Origin of the sequence: Myroides sp. ZB35, assembly GCF_001865835.1 — a bacterium.
Lineage (GTDB): Bacteria > Bacteroidota > Bacteroidia > Flavobacteriales > Flavobacteriaceae > Flavobacterium > Flavobacterium odoratimimum.
On the sequence record NZ_CP017769.1, the window covers coordinates 846941 to 865394 of the forward strand.

Genomic DNA, 18454 nt, shown 5'->3' on the forward strand with positions numbered 1-18454 from the left:
CTTTTTTACTCTATAAAAAAAATTCTTTTAACGCGAAGTGCAATACTCGTTAAAATCTCATATGGTATTGTTTTTATTTTATCTGCTATAATAGTGACTGGCAGGTCTTTACCAAAAATAACAACCTCATCATTTTCTTGGCATTTTATTTCTGTTACATTGATCATTAACATATCCATACAGATAGATCCTGTGATCTCTGCTTTTTGCCCATTTACTAAGACATAGCCCACAGGTCCCCATGAGCGATGTACTCCATCAGCATATCCTATGGGCACAGTGGCGATACGTGTTTTACCTTCTGCGCGAAATCTCCGACCGTATCCTACACTGTCTTTATCTTTGATTTCTTTGATTTGCATAATGCGAGTTTTAAGCGTACTAACATTAGCCAATTGTTGCATTTCTTCTCTATCATTACCAACTCCATACAATCCTATTCCCAATCGAACCATATCAAACTGATGCTCCGAAAAGTTAAAAATACCGGATGTATTCAGAATATGACGTATTGGGTTAATCCCTAATTCTTGTATTAGTTTATCTGAGTTATCTGTAAACATCTCTATCTGTCCAAGTGTAAAGTCTGTATATTCAGGCATATCACTTGATGATAGATGTGAGAATATAGATTTGACTTCGACCACATTAGTATGTCTAAGCACTTCTATTAACTCGTCTAGATCTTCAGTCAAAAAACCATGTCTATGCATACCCGTATCCAGCTTGATATGGATAGGATATTCATAGCAGTTGCGTTCTCTAGCTACTTTTAAGAATGCATTAAGCTCACGTACAGAGTACACCTCTGGCTCTAGATCATACGCTATCATCGCTGAGAATGCATTAATCTCAGGATTCATCACGATAATCTTAGTATTCACACCAGCCTTGCGCAATTCTATTCCCTCATCTGCAAAAGCTACTCCTAGATAATCTACCTTCTCATGAGCTAATAATTTCGCTACTTCATAGCTACCATTACCATATCCGAATGCCTTCACCATGACCATCACTTTAGTCTCTGGCTTTAGCTTTGAACGGTAGAAATTAAGGTTGTGACACATCGCAGTAAGATTAACTTCTAGTACAGTCTCATGCGTTTTCTTCTCTAGCATCGTGACGATTCTGTCAAAGCGGAATCCTCTAGCCCCTTTGACTAAGATATTCTCATCACTAAAATCCTCTACAGATACTTTCTGTAAGAACTCTTCAGTGTCTCTATATAGATAAGTGTTCGTCGTCCCGATTAGATACTTACTTATATGCTCTCCTATACCGATCACACGAGTTATCTGATGTGTAGACAACAGCTCTTTTAGCTGACCATATATCTCCTCCTCCTCATACCCACTCTTAAACATATCTGATAGTATCACAGTCTTAGACGCACTCACCTTATGCTTCTCTAGAAAGTCAAGAGCGATAGATAGTGACTGATAATCTGCATTATACGCATCATCTATTATCGTACAGTTATTCACACCATTCTTTACCTGCATACGCAGTTCTACTGGATAGAGTCCTTGGATACGCTGTGCTATCTTCTCTAAGTCATACCCTAAGTAAGACATCGTACTAATACAAGTCATTATATTACGCACAGAACTATCATCTGTGAATGGAAGTTCTACTGAGTACGAATCACCTTGATCAATAGATACAGTAAGACTAGAGGAATAAAGCTGTCCATAGACATTCGCTGACGTATCTGTCAGACTCCAAGTATATACAGAAGCAACAGAACTAAAATATTGTAATAACAACTCATTCTGCTCACAAATAACTACCTCAGCATCCTGGAATAGTTTAGCTTTCTCACTCACTTTTTCTTCTAATGAGCGAAAACCTTCTCCATGCTCTTCTGTAAGTGCTGTAAAAACACCTATAGTAGGCTTGACCACCTTAGCAAGTCTCTCCATTTCACCCACAGTAGATATTCCAACTTCGAAGATACCTAAGTTGTGCTTCTCCTCTATCCCAAATACAGATAGTGGCACACCCGTCTGAGAATTATAACTCTTAGGGCTCTTGATGATCTTATACTCTTCGCTCAGTAGATAGTTAAGCCATTCTTTTACTACCGTCTTTCCTTTACTACCTGTAATTCCGATAACTGGAAAATCAAAACGATCTCTATGAAAAATAGCCGCACCCTGAAGTGCAGCTAATGTATTATTTACTTTAAAGAAAAGTACTCCTTCTATAGGACGTACCTTAGTCTGGTCAGAGATGACGATATATCTGACTCCTTTATTTACCAATTCTTCGATATAATCATGACCATCATGATTACCTCCTTTTAATGCAAAAAATAAAGTGTGTTGATCATTCTGCAATGACCTACTGTCTACGGATATATTCGAAATATCTACATATTCACTCTTACTGTTTCCTATAATGTCTGCTCCAATGAATGAACAGAACGCATCCGTATTAAATTTCATTATTTTGCCTTATTTGATACACAAAGGTAAAGAGAGTCATACCACTCTCTATCTATATAAAATCTTAAAAATTACATTTTATATAAGACCACCCTTCTTCTTGTTTTTCGATAATATAAACTAATCCTGAAGGTACGAATCCTACATTCTCGATAATATCTGATTTATCTATTTTGCGAGCATTGATTGTATTCTCACACGCAAAGAATTGTATACCTTTTTGCATCACTGCCTTAAGAGGTTCTCCTACCATCGTCTTGCTTTTTCTAAGCATTCCGATACCAGGCCCATGCACGACTACTTGTATCGTTACATCCTCTTTCCAGTGATTTCTAACATTAGATACATAAGTCATTAGTGCATTCTGTTCGTTAATGTTGTCTGTGTTTAATTGAAATACAACGTTGTGCTTTGTATTTTTCATAAGTATATCTATTTTTAAGTTTTGGGTTCTATTTTTTAAGTTCTATAAAACTACTAAAAACCACTCATATCGACTAATAAACTCTCACAAACTTTTGCTACTATTCTGTTTAAAATTCTATTCAGATCTAAATCTATCCTTTCAAAAAAAGGAATTTCTTTTTTTTGTTTTCAGCATAAATAAGTTCCTATTTATACCCAAAATTCTCTTTCAACACCTTCTTTTTTAAAAAAATTACCTCAAAAACCATCTATAAGAACAATTTTTCTAAAAAAACAATTTACTTTTTTTACCACCAAAAAAACAACAATACACTAATTATCAATACAATAACCCTAAAACACCCCTATACCACCTCAATCACAATACTCCCCTTATACTTAGTAAAATAAGGCTTTAGAGGCATTTCCTTCGACAATACATGGACAATACCCCGAGAATGATGGACATAGAAGCACTTTTCTCCAACAATACACCTTTTATACACCCAGTATTCTCCTCTTATCACAGTATTACGTAGTATTAATTTTCACTTACATTCCTATATCCAATCATCTTTCAATATAAATGGTGTACTAACAAAAAAGAAGTGCTGTGTATCCTAGGTTACATTTCTTCTCGATTTTAATCGAGAACTTTGTCTTATTAAATTAAATGTTATGGAATGGATATATGGCCCATGGCCTTGGTATGTAGGAGGTTTATTCATCGCTACTACACTTATATTACTTTTATTAATGGGCAAATCTTTTGGGTTTTCCTCTAATCTACGCACCATGTGCTCGATGATGGGAGCAGGTAAGAGTTGTGATTTCTTCTGCTTTAACTGGAAAGCTCAGACGTGGAACTTACTTTTCTTAGTAGGTACTATCCTAGGAGGGTTCATCGCATACCACTTCTTGAGTGTAGAGCCAGCAGCGATACCACTAGCCGATCAGACGATAGAGAAGCTACATACACTAGGTATAGAAAGTGCTGGCAAGGCATATATACCGACAGAGCTATTCTCTAATGAAGTATTCGGTTCTATTAAATCTATCGGACTACTATTATTAGCAGGGTTCTTCGTAGGGTTTGGTTCTAGATATGCAGGAGGATGTACTTCAGGACATGCAATCAGTGGGTTGAGTAATCTACAATTGCCTTCCTTGATAGCTGTAATTGGTTTCTTTATAGGAGGGTTAATTATGGTACACCTACTGTTCCCTTTTATTTTCTAACACAAGTGATTAACAATATTTATATCAATAAGATACAATGAAAAAATTAGCCTATTTATTAGTCGGAATGCTTTTCGGGATAGGGATGTTTAAGTCTGGCGCGGCATCGTGGTTCAGAATATATGAAATGTTTCAATTCGACAGCTTCCACATGTATGGTATTATGGGAACTGCGTTAACAATCGCTGTTATCGCAACCTATATTATCAAGAAAAAGAATATCAAAGACTTCTCTGGTAACCCAATAGAGTTCACCCCAAAAGAGAAGAGCATACCACGTTATCTGATAGGAGGAATCTTTTTCGGGTTAGGATGGGCATTAGGAGGAGCTTGCCCTGGACCAATGTTTGCTTTATTTGGAGCAGGTTTTTTACCTATTCTGATTGCGATCATCGGAGCATTATTAGGAACTTGGTTCTATGGATTGATCAGAAGATGGCTTCCTCATTAATAAACAATATGGATTAAAGGAACTAATACTTTTGATATATTGTCACGATAAAGTAACTTAGAACCATTAATTCATTTGTTTATTCTTTTATGGAACATATCATACGAAACAAGTACCGCTCTACCTTCGAGGAGAAGTTATTAGAAGAAATCATAGAAGTATCTACTATAAAAGACTTTAAAGAAGGAGAAAAGTTGATGGAGATAGGAGAATACATTAAGAAGATTCCTCTACTCCTAGAAGGTGCTATCAAAATCATCAGAGAAGATCAGCGAGAGGGAGAGATAGTCCTATACTATATAGAAGAAGGTGATACCTGTGCGATGACTCTGACCTGCTGCTTAGGAGAGACGAAGAGTCAGGTGCGCTCTATAGCAGAACGAGATGGTAGTGTAGTCTTAGTTCCTGTAGGAAAAATGGATGAATGGCTGGTAAAATATAAGAGTTGGCGCAACTTCGTACTCAACAGTTATAACAACCGTATGAACGAAATGCTAACTGCTATAGACAGTCTTGCCTTTATGAATATGGAAGAGCGTCTATGTAACTTACTGAGAAGTAAAGCGAAGATATACAACAGCCGCTTTATCAACAATACACATCAAGAATTAGCTGACGAACTAAATACCTCTAGAGTAGTGATCTCTAGAATACTAAAAACTTTAGAAAACGAAGGTATTATACAGCTCAATAGAAAATATATCGAGCTACTTAAGCCTTAAGTACAGATATGGATTATACAGCATTAATAGGGTATGCACTAGCCTTACTTATCGGGATATCACTAGGTCTTATCGGTAGTGGTGGATCTATACTCACCGTGCCTATCCTCGTGTATATCATGAAGGTAGAGCCCTTCGTAGCTACAGCATACTCACTATTCATAGTAGGATCTACTTCTCTAGTAGGTGGTATAAAAAACTATATAGACAAAAAAGTAGATCTAAAAACAGTATTGCTCTTCGGGATACCCTCTGTCATCACAGTATATATCACGAGAGCCTACTTACTCCCACTTGTACCAGATGTAATATCCATCGGTAGCTGGAGTATAGATAAGAATATTGTGCTGATGGTCTTATTTGCCTTAGTGATGTTCACTTCGGCAACTAAAATGATCAGACCAAAAAAAGAAATAGAGGCAATAGATACTAAGCCAGCCTTATCAGGGCTAGTATTACAAGGTATCTTGATCGGACTGCTAGCAGGTACAGTAGGTGCTGGAGGAGGATTCTTAATCATTCCTGCTTTAGTCTTATTTGCCAAGATGCCTATGAGACAAGCTGTCGGTACCTCATTATGCATTATCGCTATACAGTCCTTAATAGGGTTCTTAGGTGATCTAGGTCATACCGCTATGGACTGGGCGATGCTACTTACTTTTAGCGGAATATCTATGGTAGGGATCTTCATCGGGATCTATTTAACAAAGTACGTTCCTGACAAAAATTTAAAAAAGAGCTTTGGTTATTTCGTACTAATCATGGCTATTTATATCCTAATTAAGGAAGTGTTTTTATAGTTTGTAACCTAAGTTACTGTCATTTTAAAAACATCTTCTTACTTTTACTACAAACAAAGAAATAAACTACAATATGAAAATAGAACAAATTTATACAGGATGTTTAGCTCAAGGAGCTTACTATATAGAGAGCAACGGAGAGGTTGCTATCATCGATCCACTAAGAGAGGTACAGCCTTACTTAGACAGAGCGGCTAAAGATAATGCGACGATTAAATATATCTTCGAAACACACTTCCACGCAGACTTCGTGAGTGGACATGTTACATTAGCTGAGAAAACAAATGCTCCTATCGTATATGGACCAAATGCTAACCCAACGTTTAAGGCACATATTGCTACAGATGGAGAGGTATTTAAAATAGGAAATATCACGATCACAGCATTACACACTCCTGGGCATACGATGGAGAGTACTACGTACTTACTAAAAGATGAGAATGGAAAAGATCACGCTATCTTCAGTGGAGATACGTTATTCTTAGGTGATGTAGGTCGTCCTGACTTAGCTCAGAAAGCGGCTGACTTGACTCAAGAGCAATTAGCAGCTACATTATACAATAGTTTACGCACGAAGATTATGACGTTAGCAGATGATGTTATCGTATATCCTGCGCATGGTGCGGGGTCTGCTTGTGGAAAGAACTTAAGCAAGGAAACAGTTGGTACCCTAGGGGATCAAAAACAAACGAACTATGCACTACGTGCTGATATGACAGAAGCAGAGTTCGTAAAAGAAGTAACAGATGGTCTACTACCTCCTCCTGCATACTTCCCACTAAATGTGAAGTTAAATAAAGAAGGATATGAGAATGTAGAGACGATCATCAGTAACAACAAAGCCCTTACTCCAAAAGAGTTCCAAGCTTTAGCAGAAGAGTCTGGTGCCTTATTATTAGATGTACGCTCTGCTTCAGACTTCGCTAGCGGACATATACCAGGAGCTATCTTTATCGGATTAGATGGTCAATTCGCTCCTTGGGTAGGTGCATTAATCACAGATATTAAACAACCTATCTTATTAATCACTCCAGAAGGGCGTGAAGAAGAAGCTGTGATCCGCCTATCTCGTGTAGGGTATGACAATACACTAGGGTACTTAAAAGGAGGGTTCTCTACTTGGAAAACAGAAGGATTTGAATACGATACAGTACAACAAGTAACAGCAGAAGAACTAGCTGATAAAATAGCGAATGAAGATATCAAGGTAGTAGATGTACGTAAGCCAGGAGAATACAACTCTGCTCATATCAACTATAAAAACTTGACTCATTCTCCATTAGATTATATCAATGATAATATCGCTGACTTCCCAACAGAAGGTAAATTCTTTATCCACTGTGCAGGAGGGTACCGTTCATTAATCGCTGCTTCTATCCTAAAAGCTAGAGGATACCACAATATGATCGATGTAATCGGAGGTTTTGGTGCTATCAAGAACACCTCTATCCCATTACAAGAAGGAGGTAGCTGTACAGCGACATGTCCAACAACTAAACAATAATACAATGAGTAATTTTCAAGAGTTAATCGATAGAGATCAGTTAACTTTAGTTGATTTCTTCGCTACGTGGTGTGGTCCATGTCAGATGCTAGCCCCTGTGCTAGAAGAAGTAAAAAAAGAGCTACAAGATGATATCTCTATTATCAAAATAGACGTAGATAAGAATACAGCTCTTACCACACAGTATAGCACACAATACCAGATGAGAGGTGTACCTACACTAATGCTTTTTAGAAAAGGTAAACTGCTGTGGAAACAGTCTGGATATATGGATAAACAGACATTACTAGGTCATATCGATCAGTATAAACATAATTATTAAAACAAGGCTACTCTTGATAGAGTAGCCTTATTTTTTCTAATACTATTCAAAGATTAAAGCTTCACTACCTATCAGATTTTCAATTTATTAGAATTAATATTATATATTTATATCCATTAACCTTAATTACTGATTTATGAAAAAAATAGTGTATACACTTATGTTTGCATTAACAATAAGTGCTGCAGATTACGCTTATGCTCAACAGAAGGAGAAACCAGCCTTCGTAACTTCTGTTGAAGACATTAAAGAATACAAGCTATCTAATGGACTGAAAGTTCTATTACTTCCTGATGCTACTCAGAATAATGTGATAGTTAATATCGTGTACAATGTAGGGTCTAAACATGAGGGATACGGTGAGAAAGGTATGGCTCACCTATTAGAGCACATGCTTTTTAAAAGCACTACTAAACTAGGTGATATCAAAAAAATGCTCTCTGACAAAGGAGGACAAGCTCAAGGGACTACCTGGTATGACCGTACAAATTACTATGAAATATTTGCAGCATCTGATGAGAATCTAGCATGGGCATTAGAGATGGAAGCAGATCGTATGATCAATGCTACTATACTTCAATCCGATTTAGACAAAGAGTTCTCTGTAGTGCGAAACGAGTTTGAGATAGGAGAGAATAATCCAAGTAGAGTATTAATGGAAAGAACTATTAATACAGCTTACTTATGGCATAATTATGGACTTAGTACTATCGGATCAAAAGAGGATATCGAACGTGTCAAAGCACCACAACTAAAACGATTCTACGAAAAATACTATCAACCTGACAATGCTACTCTACTTATAGCTGGTAAGTTTGATGAGGCTAAAGCATTAAAATACGTAGAGGATTACTTCTCTGTGATTCCTAAACCTAAACGTGTATTAGATGAAATATTAACTGTAGAACCTGCTCAAGATGGTGAGAAATTTGTAGAAGTAAGACGTGCAGGTGATTCTAAGCATATACAGACCTTATACCACACTGCTTCATACGCAGATAAAGACTTTGCGGCGCTTGTAGCACTACAATCTATACTGACTAATGACCCCTCTGGATATTTATATAAAGATTTAGTAGAGACTAAGAAGGTGTCATCATTATACTCTTTTAGCCCTACGGTGAGAGATGCAAGCTTTATCTTATTTAACTTTGATATTCCTCTTGATAAAGATCAAAATGAGACACTGAAAGATATCAAGACTGCTTTAGCTAAAATAGAAACTATCAAGTACACACAAGAAGACTTAGATAGAGCTAAAACAAGAATCTCAAAAGGTCTAGAAGATTTAAAGAACAATACTATCCGAACTGCTATTAACTTAACAGAGATTATCGGAGCTGGAGACTATCGCCTGGCTAATTTGTACAGAGATAATGTAGAGAACTTAAAACTAGAAGATATCAATAGGGTAGCTAAAAAGTACTTTAAAGATAATAACCGTACAGTAGGTATGTTTATCCCTTCTAAGGATGAAATAAGAGTGAAACCAACTGAGTTCTTAGATAAAGACATTAAGGCGCTAGTAGAGAACTATAAAGGAAAAGAAGCATCAGAAGAGTTAAGACCATTCGAAGCATCTATTGCTAATTTACAGAAGAAATATTCTACTGCTAAACTTGGAAATGGGCTTAAATATGGTATTATAGATAAAGATATCAAAGGAGAGAAAGTACAAATAAGTATGACACTACCAGTAGGTAATCAAAAAGACTTATTAAACAAACAATACATAGGTTCTTTTGCAGCAAACCTATTGAATGCTGGGACTAAGACTATGACTAAACAACAGATAAAAGATAGGTTAGATCAATTAAAGTCAACTATATCTGTTAGATTTAATGGTCAAAATATTAGCATAGGAGTATCATCATACAGAAGTAGTATAGAAGAAACGATGGTTATTCTTAAAGATTTATTGACTAACCCTATCTACCCTGAAACAGAATTAGAGAAATTAAAAATAGACTATATTACTAATTTAGAGTCTCAACTAAGTGATCCTCAAGCTATCGCTTCCAACAAAATCTCTCAATTAACAGAGAAAGAAGAAAAAGGAAGTATCTTCTATACTCCATCAACTCAAGAGAACATTGATGGTATTAAAAAAGTTAAACTAGAGGAAATTAAGGACTTCCACAAGAATTTCTTTGGTGCCAATAACGGTATTGCTACAGTAATAGGTATGAAAGACAAAGAAGCTGTGGATAAGCTATTAGAAAACACGTTCGGTAACTTTAATAGTAAAGCTAAATATGAAAAAGCATATCCTAAGTTTATAGACAGTAAACAAGTAAAAGAAATATTCGAAACTCCAGACAAAGAAAATGCTGTAGCTATAGGTAAACTAAACTTTGAGATGAATCAATCAAATCCTGACTATGCTGCATTAGTATTTGCAAACGAAGTAATGGGAGGTGGATTTATGACTGCGCGTATCCCTCAACGCTTACGCGAAAAAGAAGGAATTAGCTATGGTGCAGGTACCTCATTAAGTGTACCTAGTGATCCTAAAAACGTGAATGCTTCTTGGTCTATATACGCTTTTATGAACCCTACTAAACGCGTTGATGTAGAAAAAGCTTTGAATGAAGAGTTTAATAAATTAATCGCTTCAGGTATTACTGAAGAGGAATTAACTGCTAACAAATCTTCATGGAAGAATGCAAAACAAGCAAATCTAGGTAGCGATGGATACTTAATATATTTATCTTCTTTATTCTTGTTATACGACACTCCATTTACAGAGCATGACAAATTAAATGCTGAGATAGAAAAGTTAACTGTTAAACAAGTAAATGACGCTGCTAAAAAGTACTTACAGCCTGCTAAATTCACAACAATTTACGCTGGTGATTTCACTAAAAAATAAAGCAAATAGCCTTTAAATAAAAAGCCGATTGAGTATTCAATCGGCTTTTACATTTATATACACTAGTCCATTTATTAACAACTAAAGTCTACAGATATAGCTCCTGCTAAGTAGATAAAATGTTGAGCTCCTTTAGATAAATATACTTCTACAGACTGTATTTCATATTCAGGTGAAGCATCGAACACAAAATCTAAGTTGCCATCTCCGTCTAAATCCCCAACAAACAACAGCTGTACAAAGGTGTCATTAAAGCTTGGGACATCAAGGATTAATTGTTCTGCCTCTCCATTGACTGTAAGGTATAACTTATAATCTTTAAACTTCTTATATTTCTTAGTCTTACCACTATCATCTGTATAGTCATAAGAATCTACTTGCTTACCTTCTGCTCTCAAAATATACTGTTTGCCATTAAATAGATACTCTTGTGGAGCATCAGGCCATAAAGGTTGCTCTTTAATGTTTAGAGCAGTCTTAGTGCCTTTCTTGATCATTGCATTTGGCCCTAAGAAAAAAATAGGTTCCACAGGGCCTGTAGAGAAGATTCCTAGTTGCTCACTTTCTGTACACTCATTCATCTCTTCACTGATGGCATAATCTGCTTTAATAACTTGAAAAAGTCCTTTCTTTTCTTCAAAAGCTAACCATTTATCATTGACCTTATTGAATTCTTCTTGGTGGAAATCCTTGTCGTAATATCTAGGAATAAGAATGTCTAGAATGATGTTTTCTTCCTTACCATATATTGTTAGAGCAGGTTTTTCTTCTTCTGTCGCAGTTACTACTTCTTCTGTAGAAGGTTTAACCTCAGGAATCACTTCTTTCTCTTTTGTTTCTTTACACCCTACCAATGCAAGTAGTGTGAATATGAACAAGTTTTTTTTCATATCGTATATTGGTCTGTTATTTTTACATTTTAAATCAAAAAAAAAGACTACCAATGTTGATAGTCTTTTCATTAAATATTTTAAAAGCTGTATTTAGTCATTTAACTTTAATACAGCCATAAATGCTTCTTGTGGGATTTCTACGTTTCCTACTTGACGCATACGCTTTTTACCTGCTTTTTGTTTTTCAAGTAATTTACGTTTACGAGAGATATCCCCTCCATAACACTTAGCTGTTACGTCTTTACGAAGAGCTTTTACTGTTTCACGAGCAATTACTTTTACTCCGATAGCTGCCTGAATAGGAATATCGAACTGCTGACGTGGGATAAGTTCTTTTAATTTCTCACACATCTTCTTACCGATATGATAAGCGTTATCAGCGTGCATTAATGCTGATAATGCATCCACTACGTTAGCATTGAGCATTACGTCTACTTTCACTAAGTTAGAAGTACGCATTCCGATAGGAGAATAATCGAACGAAGCATATCCTTTAGATACAGTCTTCAATCTATCATAGAAGTCAAATACAATCTCTGCCAATGGCATATCAAACATTAACTCAACTCTATCTTCTGTAAGGTAAGTTTGGTTAGTGATAATACCACGCTTATCAATACAAAGACTCATTACTTGTCCAACGAAGTCAGCTTTAGTAATAATAGTCGCTTTAATATATGGTTCTTCTACTCTTTCTAACTTAGAAGGTTCTGGTAAGTCTGATGGGTTATTTACTATAATAGGTGTATCAGGTTCTTTCTTAGTATATGCTAAGTAAGAAACGTTAGGTACAGTAGTAATAACAGTCATGTTAAACTCACGCTCTAAGCGCTCTTGTATGATCTCCATGTGTAACATTCCTAAGAATCCACAACGGAAACCAAAACCTAAAGCGGCAGAACTCTCTGCTGCGAATACTAATGAAGCGTCGTTAAGTTGTAACTTCTCCATAGAGTTACGCAACTCTTCATAATCTTCTGTGTCTACAGGATAGATACCCGCAAATACCATTGGTTTTACGTTCTCAAACCCTTCGATCATATTTTGAGTAGGTTCTTTTGCATCAGTGATGGTATCCCCTACTTTTACTTCTCTTGCTTCTTTAATACCAGAGATTAAGTAACCTACGTCACCTGTTTTAATCTCTTGTTTAGCTACTTGGTTTAATTTAAGTGTTCCAATCTCATCTGCGAAATACTCTTTATTAGTAGCCATGAACTTAATCTTCTGACCTTTCTTAATCGTACCGTTAACCACACGGAAGATTACCTCAATTCCACGGAATGGGTTATATACAGAGTCAAATATTAAAGCTTGTAATGGCTCCTCAGGATTTCCTTTAGGTGCAGGAACTCTCTCGATAATAGCTTCTAAGATATCCTCTACTCCTAAACCAGTCTTACCTGATGCAGGAATAATCTCTTCATAGTCACAACCTAATAAATCAACAATATCATCGCTTACTTCTTCTGGATTAGCACTTGGTAAGTCAATCTTATTTAATACAGGAATAATTGTTAGATCATTCTCTAATGCTAAATATAAGTTAGAAATAGTCTGAGCCTGGATACTCTGAGCAGCATCAACAATCAATAACGCACCTTCACACGCTGCAATAGACCTAGAAACTTCATAAGAAAAGTCTACGTGTCCTGGGGTATCAATTAAGTTAAGTATATATTTCTCTCCTTTATGAGTATATTCCATTTGGATAGCGTGAGATTTAATAGTAATACCTCTTTCACGCTCTAAGTCCATACTGTCTAAAAGCTGAGCTTGTTGCTCACGAGCAGTTACAGTCTGTGTAGCGTCTAGTAATCTATCTGCTAACGTACTTTTACCATGGTCAATATGAGCAATAATACAAAAGTTTCTAATGTTCTTCATCTTCGTAATATCAAAGTTTATTGGATTATATGCCCATTAGAAGTATTGAAACCACTTTCAATAATCATATAATCTAGATTCTAAGGCTCTTACATTCTTTTAATTAAAGAATCTACCTAGCCTATATTTTGCAAATATACTTTAAAGTTTCAATTTTTAGTTATTTTTCTGTCTTACAATCTCCCTTTATTTAAAAGAAATTGGTTATAATATCTATTGCATTAGATTTAGTAGTCTATTCTATGTTTTATAAAAACACATTTAGTAACTTTATATTCATAAAAGAATACACTATGAAATCATTACTTACAATATCCTTATTCTCTCTAGCGACCTTAGTAAGTTGCGGACAAAAGAGTGATATCACAAAAGATCATATTATACTTCCGAATAACCTTAAAGAGGTATCAGGACTATACTATGATGCTACTTCTAAGTCATTCTGGGCACTACAGGACAGTGGCAATAAGAATGAATTATATCAAATCAAATCTGATGGTAAAATAAGCCATACTCTAAAAATAAAAGACCAAAAGAATATAGACTGGGAAGAATTAACTGCAGATAAAGAAGGCAATCTTTATATCGGAGACTTTGGAAATAATAAGAATACTAGAAAGGATCTACGTATCTTAAAGATAAATAAAGACGATTTGCAAAAAGATAAGACAGAGGTTGCTGCAGTAATTTCATTTGAATACCCTGAACAAAAAGCCTTCCCTCCTAAAGAGACTGAATTATTATATGATGCAGAAGCTTTTATCTTATACAATAATAACTTCTACATCTTCACTAAAAATAGAAGTAAAGGCTTCGATGGAACCTCTTTAGTATATAAAGTACCTAATCAAGCAGGGCATCACAAAGCTGAACATGTACAAACATTCAATGGATGTAATATATACAAACACTGTGCTATCACAGGTGCTGCTATCAGTCCAGACGAGAAGACTTTTGTACTGCTATCTCATTCTAAACTTTGGATAATAGACGGTTTTAATCCCAACGCTATTATGGATGGAAAGATTAGTGAGCACAAACTACACCACGTCTCTCAAAAAGAGTCTGTGACTTTTGGAGATAACAACACTATCTATTTAGCTGACGAGGTAAAAGATAAAAAAGGTGGTAAAATTTATAAAGTGGATTTGGGTACATTAAAACCCAAACCCTAATCCAAATACAAAGCGACCTCCATCTACACTGTTAAAGAAAGAACAGTGTAGAGTCGCTTGTTCTACAGCACTTATCCACAGTCCTGCTCCATAAGAGTTATGCCATTTAGTAGAAGACTCACCTGGTTGCCATACTCTACCGTAATCGAATCCTCCATAGAAACCATAACTCATAGGAAGAAACCCTGCTGTAAACTGACCTGCATTAAATCTTAAATCTGTTGTTTGCACAAAAGATGTCTTTCCTGTAAAACGCTCTGGTCTAAAACCTCTTAAGTTAGCATTACCCCCTATAGTGGCTGCGTGATAAAAGTCATAGTTCTCATTAAACCTTGTTTGGTATGTAAAATTAGTCGCAAGTACTAATCTTTCACCTCTATCAATATAGTGTAAGAAACTCGCTTTAAGGTCTAAATACGCAAAGTTCTGCTTAGTCTCCTCTAAGTTCATTCTCCACCCAAGTTTTGAATTAAAACCAAAACCAACTGTTGGATTAGCAGGATAATTATACTGCTCATAGTTATACTCTACCTTAAGACCTCCATACTGTTGAAAATCAAAAACCTTAGCATCTACACCATTTACATCATCGGTGATATATCTATCCGTTTGATGTTTTACCTTTAAGGCATCATATTCTAAGTTTGCTTCAAAACTAGCTCCCTGTTTTCCTTCATATCTATACCCAGGAGAAACAGAATAGCTCTCAATGCGTACTCTCTTATAATCTTTGCCTTTTTCTTTATCAAAATAATACGTTTCATTCCCCAGTCCGTAGTAATTAACTGCAAAGTTAGGACTAGTCGCTCTACCGCCTATCGTAAACATCCAGTCATTAGTCGCATTAGGAAAATACCCTTTATACTCTGCCTCTAACCCCTTTGTATTAAAAGAGTAGAAACCTTTCAACACATGCTTTGCTGTATAAGGATCTTGAATAAACTTAGAACGTGTAGAACTATATAAAAAGCCAATCTTAACACCATCTTCTGGGTTAAAACCAATATTTGGCAATAACATATTCAAGTTAAGAGGTACTCGCTCATAATTAAAGTTATTAATGTCATACTTATTAGTCAGTACTGTTCTTCCATTAGAACCTTCCATCTTTACTTCATTCTTCTTATCCGCATAATCATACACGATTACTTTAGAAGCATTATCTACTAAGAAAGTGTCTTGATTCTTACCACCTATTAATCTAATCTTAATCTTCGCTTTCTCATCTCCACTTACTTTAAATGTATCCTCATCGTTCAGTCCATATACCCAAATCTCTTTAGTCTCAATAGCATTATATACCTTATCGAATACTAACTCTTCCCCTGTCTTTTTAGCTCTATATTGTTTTACACGAACATTCCCTTCTGCCAACCTCTCAATATCAAACACCTCTTTCTTATCAGTTCCTGATAAGATGACATACTCGCGTAACTGTTTATAATATTTCGGCAAGAAAGCGTCTATTTTACTACGTCTTGCTTTGAATATTTTTTTGATTTCTTCTACCTCTTTTGTTTGTACTTCTTGAGGCAATTTACTAAACGCCTCGTCTAAAGCCTCATCGTCTAACTTCTCTACAATATCCTTAGCTTCTCTCAACCAATCTTCTAAAGAAGTACTCTTTAATAAATATTGATCTAATGGAAAAGCTGTTTTATTAATCCATCTCGGATTAGCGAAGTCTTCTGTATAATTCTGCATATGTCTAAGTGGTGGTAGCTTCTTTATCAATGATAACAAAGCACCATCTATCTTAGCAAAAGCCTGATCTCTATCTCTAGGTACTGGTCTATAGATAACTTTATCTCCTTCTGTAAACTCTGACCATCTCCACTGGTCACCATGTCTATCCCAATCCCCGATAAGCATATCAAAAATACGAGCTCGCATATAAGCCGTCTGATCTACCTCATACTTCTCATCTTTTCTCAACTTCGCAATAACATCAGTTGTACTAATAATATTACTAACGTTCCCAAAGCTTACTTCATCCTCATATCCTGACGAAGGTCTCTCCTCAATCATATACAATTCGTCTCCATAGTTATCATTAAATCTACCTAATACAGACTGTTTAGGTACATAATACAACTCTGGATTAGTGTGATACATCCCTATCCTATCTGCTAATCCATCAAGTATAAATGGAGTATACGGATGTGAAGTAGTATAGAAGTCATATATAAATCGCTCTGTCCAAGTATTGTCAAAAGCATTCATTACATAGTGATCCTTAAACACGGCAGTCTGTGCAAAACGAGACACACTCTTACGCACACCACGCATCACATACTCTTTACCCTCTTTATCTACTAGTCTTAAAGACATAGACTGATTACCTCCTCCAGATATAGTAGGTGTAAGTCCTCCTTTTAGAGTAGTCAAATCTGCTATAGACGCCGTTATCGGTGTACCGTATACATTGCGATAATGCTCCCCCCATAAGAATCGATAGAACTTACTCTTTTCTGTCCATTGTTTAGGATATACACTCGCTTGTGCTGTTTGTTGTTCAAGCTCTTTATTATCTATATTTCGGTTTTCTTTTCCTCCTCCAAAGTTATCTAACATCACAGTGCTATATAAAGCTGTATATCCCCCATCTTGATAACCATAGAAAGAAAGCTTAGCACTCTTATCATCTCTAATCTCTAACTTAGAATACCCAAACACACCAGCAGAGAAATCTCCTTCTACAACCGCTCTAGCAGGCGTAAGATTACTCATCGCTCCGCTTATTATCTGTTTTACACCACCTCTGTCTATATACTGTAGATTATGCTCATGACCTGATGCTATCACTACATTTGTATACATTTGCGCGATTGTTCTTATGCGCTTATTTAGCTCATTGTATTTTTTGCTTTGAAGATCTTGAGGATTGATTCCAGACATCTGTCTAGTATAGTTGTATATACTGCCTATAACTGGTAGAGGCACACTCCCTCCTAAAGGAAACAAATGATCTTGCACAGAGAACTTCCCTCCATGATTACCATTGCTATATACAGGGTGATACATCGCTAATACCACCACCTTATTCTGATTCTTATTAATCTCACCTCTTACTTCTTCGAAGAAATCTTCTCTCGTCTTTATATCACAGTCTTCATTGATATTCGGATGATTATCCCAATTCTCAATATACCACTGACTATCAATCACGATTAGTACAGTCTCATCATTTATCTTAAGCCTTTCTAGTCCACAAACTTTACGAGGAAGTAGAGCTTTCTTATTCCCTGTTCTTTCGACTAAATATTTATCTAGATTCTTAATTCCTTCATAACTACCTTGCCAATCTGATTCACCGTTAATGAATACTGTCGTTCCCTTATTACTCTCCAATAACCCCAAGTGACTTGCTAAGCCATCTTCTGCTTTCTTTCTTTTTTTAGAAGAAGTACCTGGCATTCCTTTCTTGGTATTATTCCCTAATAATACTAATGTTGAGTTCTTATCACTCTCTTGACTCAACATCTGCTTAAAAGCTTCTAAATGCTCTTGTTCCTCCGTATTATTTGCTTGGCTTAAGTTTCCAACCAAATAATAAGTATGCACAATTTTTTGATTGCTATTGCGTTCTTGAGAAAACGCCCCGCTTTTAGTACCGTACTGAGGCTCTAATGTTGCACAAGATACTAGACCTACTAAAGAGGTTAAAGAAAGTACAACAGCGATTTTTGAAAGCTTTAACGGTGTTTCAGAAAATATTTTCATATTTTAGGGGTTAT

Annotated in this window: 13 protein-coding genes; 8 read left to right on the forward strand and 5 right to left on the reverse strand. The window is 35.8% G+C overall.

The genetic code is table 11. The annotated features are described in order from the left end of the window. Nucleotides 1-5: 5 nt before the first annotated feature. Nucleotides 6-2447 carry a bifunctional UDP-N-acetylmuramoyl-tripeptide:D-alanyl-D-alanine ligase/alanine racemase gene (locus BK054_RS03875; protein ID WP_006259763.1) on the reverse strand — a complete coding sequence of 814 codons (2442 nt, stop codon included), beginning with the start codon at nucleotides 2445-2447 and terminating at the stop codon, nucleotides 6-8. 64 nt (nucleotides 2448-2511) lie between these two features. After that, on the reverse strand, nucleotides 2512-2871 hold the full coding sequence (locus tag BK054_RS03880) for a DsrE family protein (RefSeq protein WP_006259764.1): 360 nt from the start codon (nucleotides 2869-2871) through the stop codon (nucleotides 2512-2514). Between the two features lie 659 nt (nucleotides 2872-3530). Here BK054_RS03880 and BK054_RS03885 point away from each other — a divergent pair. From BK054_RS03885 to BK054_RS03915, 7 genes are all read left to right on the forward strand, one after another. Next, nucleotides 3531-4091, forward strand: a complete 561-nt coding sequence (locus BK054_RS03885) for a YeeE/YedE family protein (protein WP_006259765.1) — start codon at nucleotides 3531-3533, stop codon at nucleotides 4089-4091. Nucleotides 4092-4128: 37 nt separating this feature from the next. Then, a complete protein-coding gene (locus tag BK054_RS03890; protein ID WP_071306931.1) occupies nucleotides 4129-4542 on the forward strand; it encodes a DUF6691 family protein in 414 nt (137 codons plus the stop codon). 89 nt (nucleotides 4543-4631) lie between these two features. Further along, the gene (locus tag BK054_RS03895) at nucleotides 4632-5264 is read left to right on the forward strand and encodes a Crp/Fnr family transcriptional regulator (RefSeq protein WP_006259767.1); all 633 of its coding nucleotides are present in this window, start codon (nucleotides 4632-4634) and stop codon (nucleotides 5262-5264) included. 8 nt (nucleotides 5265-5272) lie between these two features. Then, entirely contained in the window at nucleotides 5273-6064 is a 792-nt protein-coding gene (locus BK054_RS03900; RefSeq protein WP_071306932.1) for a sulfite exporter TauE/SafE family protein, read from the forward strand. Between the two features lie 73 nt (nucleotides 6065-6137). Continuing rightward, on the forward strand, nucleotides 6138-7568 hold the full coding sequence (locus BK054_RS03905) for an MBL fold metallo-hydrolase (protein WP_071306933.1): 1431 nt from the start codon (nucleotides 6138-6140) through the stop codon (nucleotides 7566-7568). Nucleotides 7569-7572: 4 nt separating this feature from the next. After that, nucleotides 7573-7890 carry a thioredoxin gene (gene trxA / locus BK054_RS03910; protein WP_006259770.1) on the forward strand — a complete coding sequence of 106 codons (318 nt, stop codon included), beginning with the start codon at nucleotides 7573-7575 and terminating at the stop codon, nucleotides 7888-7890. 136 nt (nucleotides 7891-8026) lie between these two features. After that, a complete protein-coding gene (locus BK054_RS03915) occupies nucleotides 8027-10762 on the forward strand; it encodes a M16 family metallopeptidase (protein ID WP_071306934.1) in 2736 nt (911 codons plus the stop codon). 74 nt (nucleotides 10763-10836) lie between these two features. On the opposite strand, the gene BK054_RS03920 is transcribed toward BK054_RS03915, so the two are convergent. Continuing rightward, nucleotides 10837-11652, reverse strand: a complete 816-nt coding sequence (locus BK054_RS03920; protein WP_232234338.1) for a hypothetical protein — start codon at nucleotides 11650-11652, stop codon at nucleotides 10837-10839. A 93-nt stretch (nucleotides 11653-11745) separates the two neighbouring features. Continuing rightward, the gene (lepA, locus tag BK054_RS03925; RefSeq protein ID WP_006262303.1) at nucleotides 11746-13542 is read right to left on the reverse strand and encodes a translation elongation factor 4; all 1797 of its coding nucleotides are present in this window, start codon (nucleotides 13540-13542) and stop codon (nucleotides 11746-11748) included. Between the two features lie 293 nt (nucleotides 13543-13835). Here lepA and BK054_RS03930 point away from each other — a divergent pair, with 293 nt between their 5' ends. Next, nucleotides 13836-14717, forward strand: coding sequence for a hypothetical protein (locus BK054_RS03930; RefSeq protein WP_006264579.1), 882 nt, complete (start codon nucleotides 13836-13838; stop codon nucleotides 14715-14717). Here the strand turns inward: BK054_RS03930 and BK054_RS03935 are convergent. Continuing rightward, entirely contained in the window at nucleotides 14700-18440 is a 3741-nt protein-coding gene (locus BK054_RS03935) for a metallophosphoesterase (RefSeq protein ID WP_071306936.1), read from the reverse strand. The genes BK054_RS03930 and BK054_RS03935 overlap by 18 nt on opposite strands. Nucleotides 18441-18454: the final 14 nt, after the last annotated feature.

Excerpts from the sequence above, each read along its gene's own strand:
- BK054_RS03880 (WP_006259764.1), bottom strand. The coding sequence starts at position 2,871 with ATGAAAAATACAAAGCACAACGTTGTATTTCAATTAAACACAGACAAC.
- BK054_RS03915 (WP_071306934.1), top strand. The coding sequence starts at position 8,027 with ATGAAAAAAATAGTGTATACACTTATGTTTGCATTAACAATAAGTGCT.
- BK054_RS03895 (WP_006259767.1), top strand. The coding sequence starts at position 4,632 with ATGGAACATATCATACGAAACAAGTACCGCTCTACCTTCGAGGAGAAG.
- lepA (WP_006262303.1), bottom strand. The coding sequence starts at position 13,542 with ATGAAGAACATTAGAAACTTTTGTATTATTGCTCATATTGACCATGGT.
- trxA (WP_006259770.1), top strand. The coding sequence starts at position 7,573 with ATGAGTAATTTTCAAGAGTTAATCGATAGAGATCAGTTAACTTTAGTT.
- BK054_RS03885 (WP_006259765.1), top strand. The coding sequence starts at position 3,531 with ATGGAATGGATATATGGCCCATGGCCTTGGTATGTAGGAGGTTTATTC.
- BK054_RS03875 (WP_006259763.1), bottom strand. The coding sequence starts at position 2,447 with ATGAAATTTAATACGGATGCGTTCTGTTCATTCATTGGAGCAGACATT.
- BK054_RS03920 (WP_232234338.1), bottom strand. The coding sequence starts at position 11,652 with ATGAAAAAAAACTTGTTCATATTCACACTACTTGCATTGGTAGGGTGT.
- BK054_RS03935 (WP_071306936.1), bottom strand. The coding sequence starts at position 18,440 with ATGAAAATATTTTCTGAAACACCGTTAAAGCTTTCAAAAATCGCTGTT.
- BK054_RS03930 (WP_006264579.1), top strand. The coding sequence starts at position 13,836 with ATGAAATCATTACTTACAATATCCTTATTCTCTCTAGCGACCTTAGTA.
- BK054_RS03905 (WP_071306933.1), top strand. The coding sequence starts at position 6,138 with ATGAAAATAGAACAAATTTATACAGGATGTTTAGCTCAAGGAGCTTAC.
- BK054_RS03900 (WP_071306932.1), top strand. The coding sequence starts at position 5,273 with ATGGATTATACAGCATTAATAGGGTATGCACTAGCCTTACTTATCGGG.
- BK054_RS03890 (WP_071306931.1), top strand. The coding sequence starts at position 4,129 with ATGAAAAAATTAGCCTATTTATTAGTCGGAATGCTTTTCGGGATAGGG.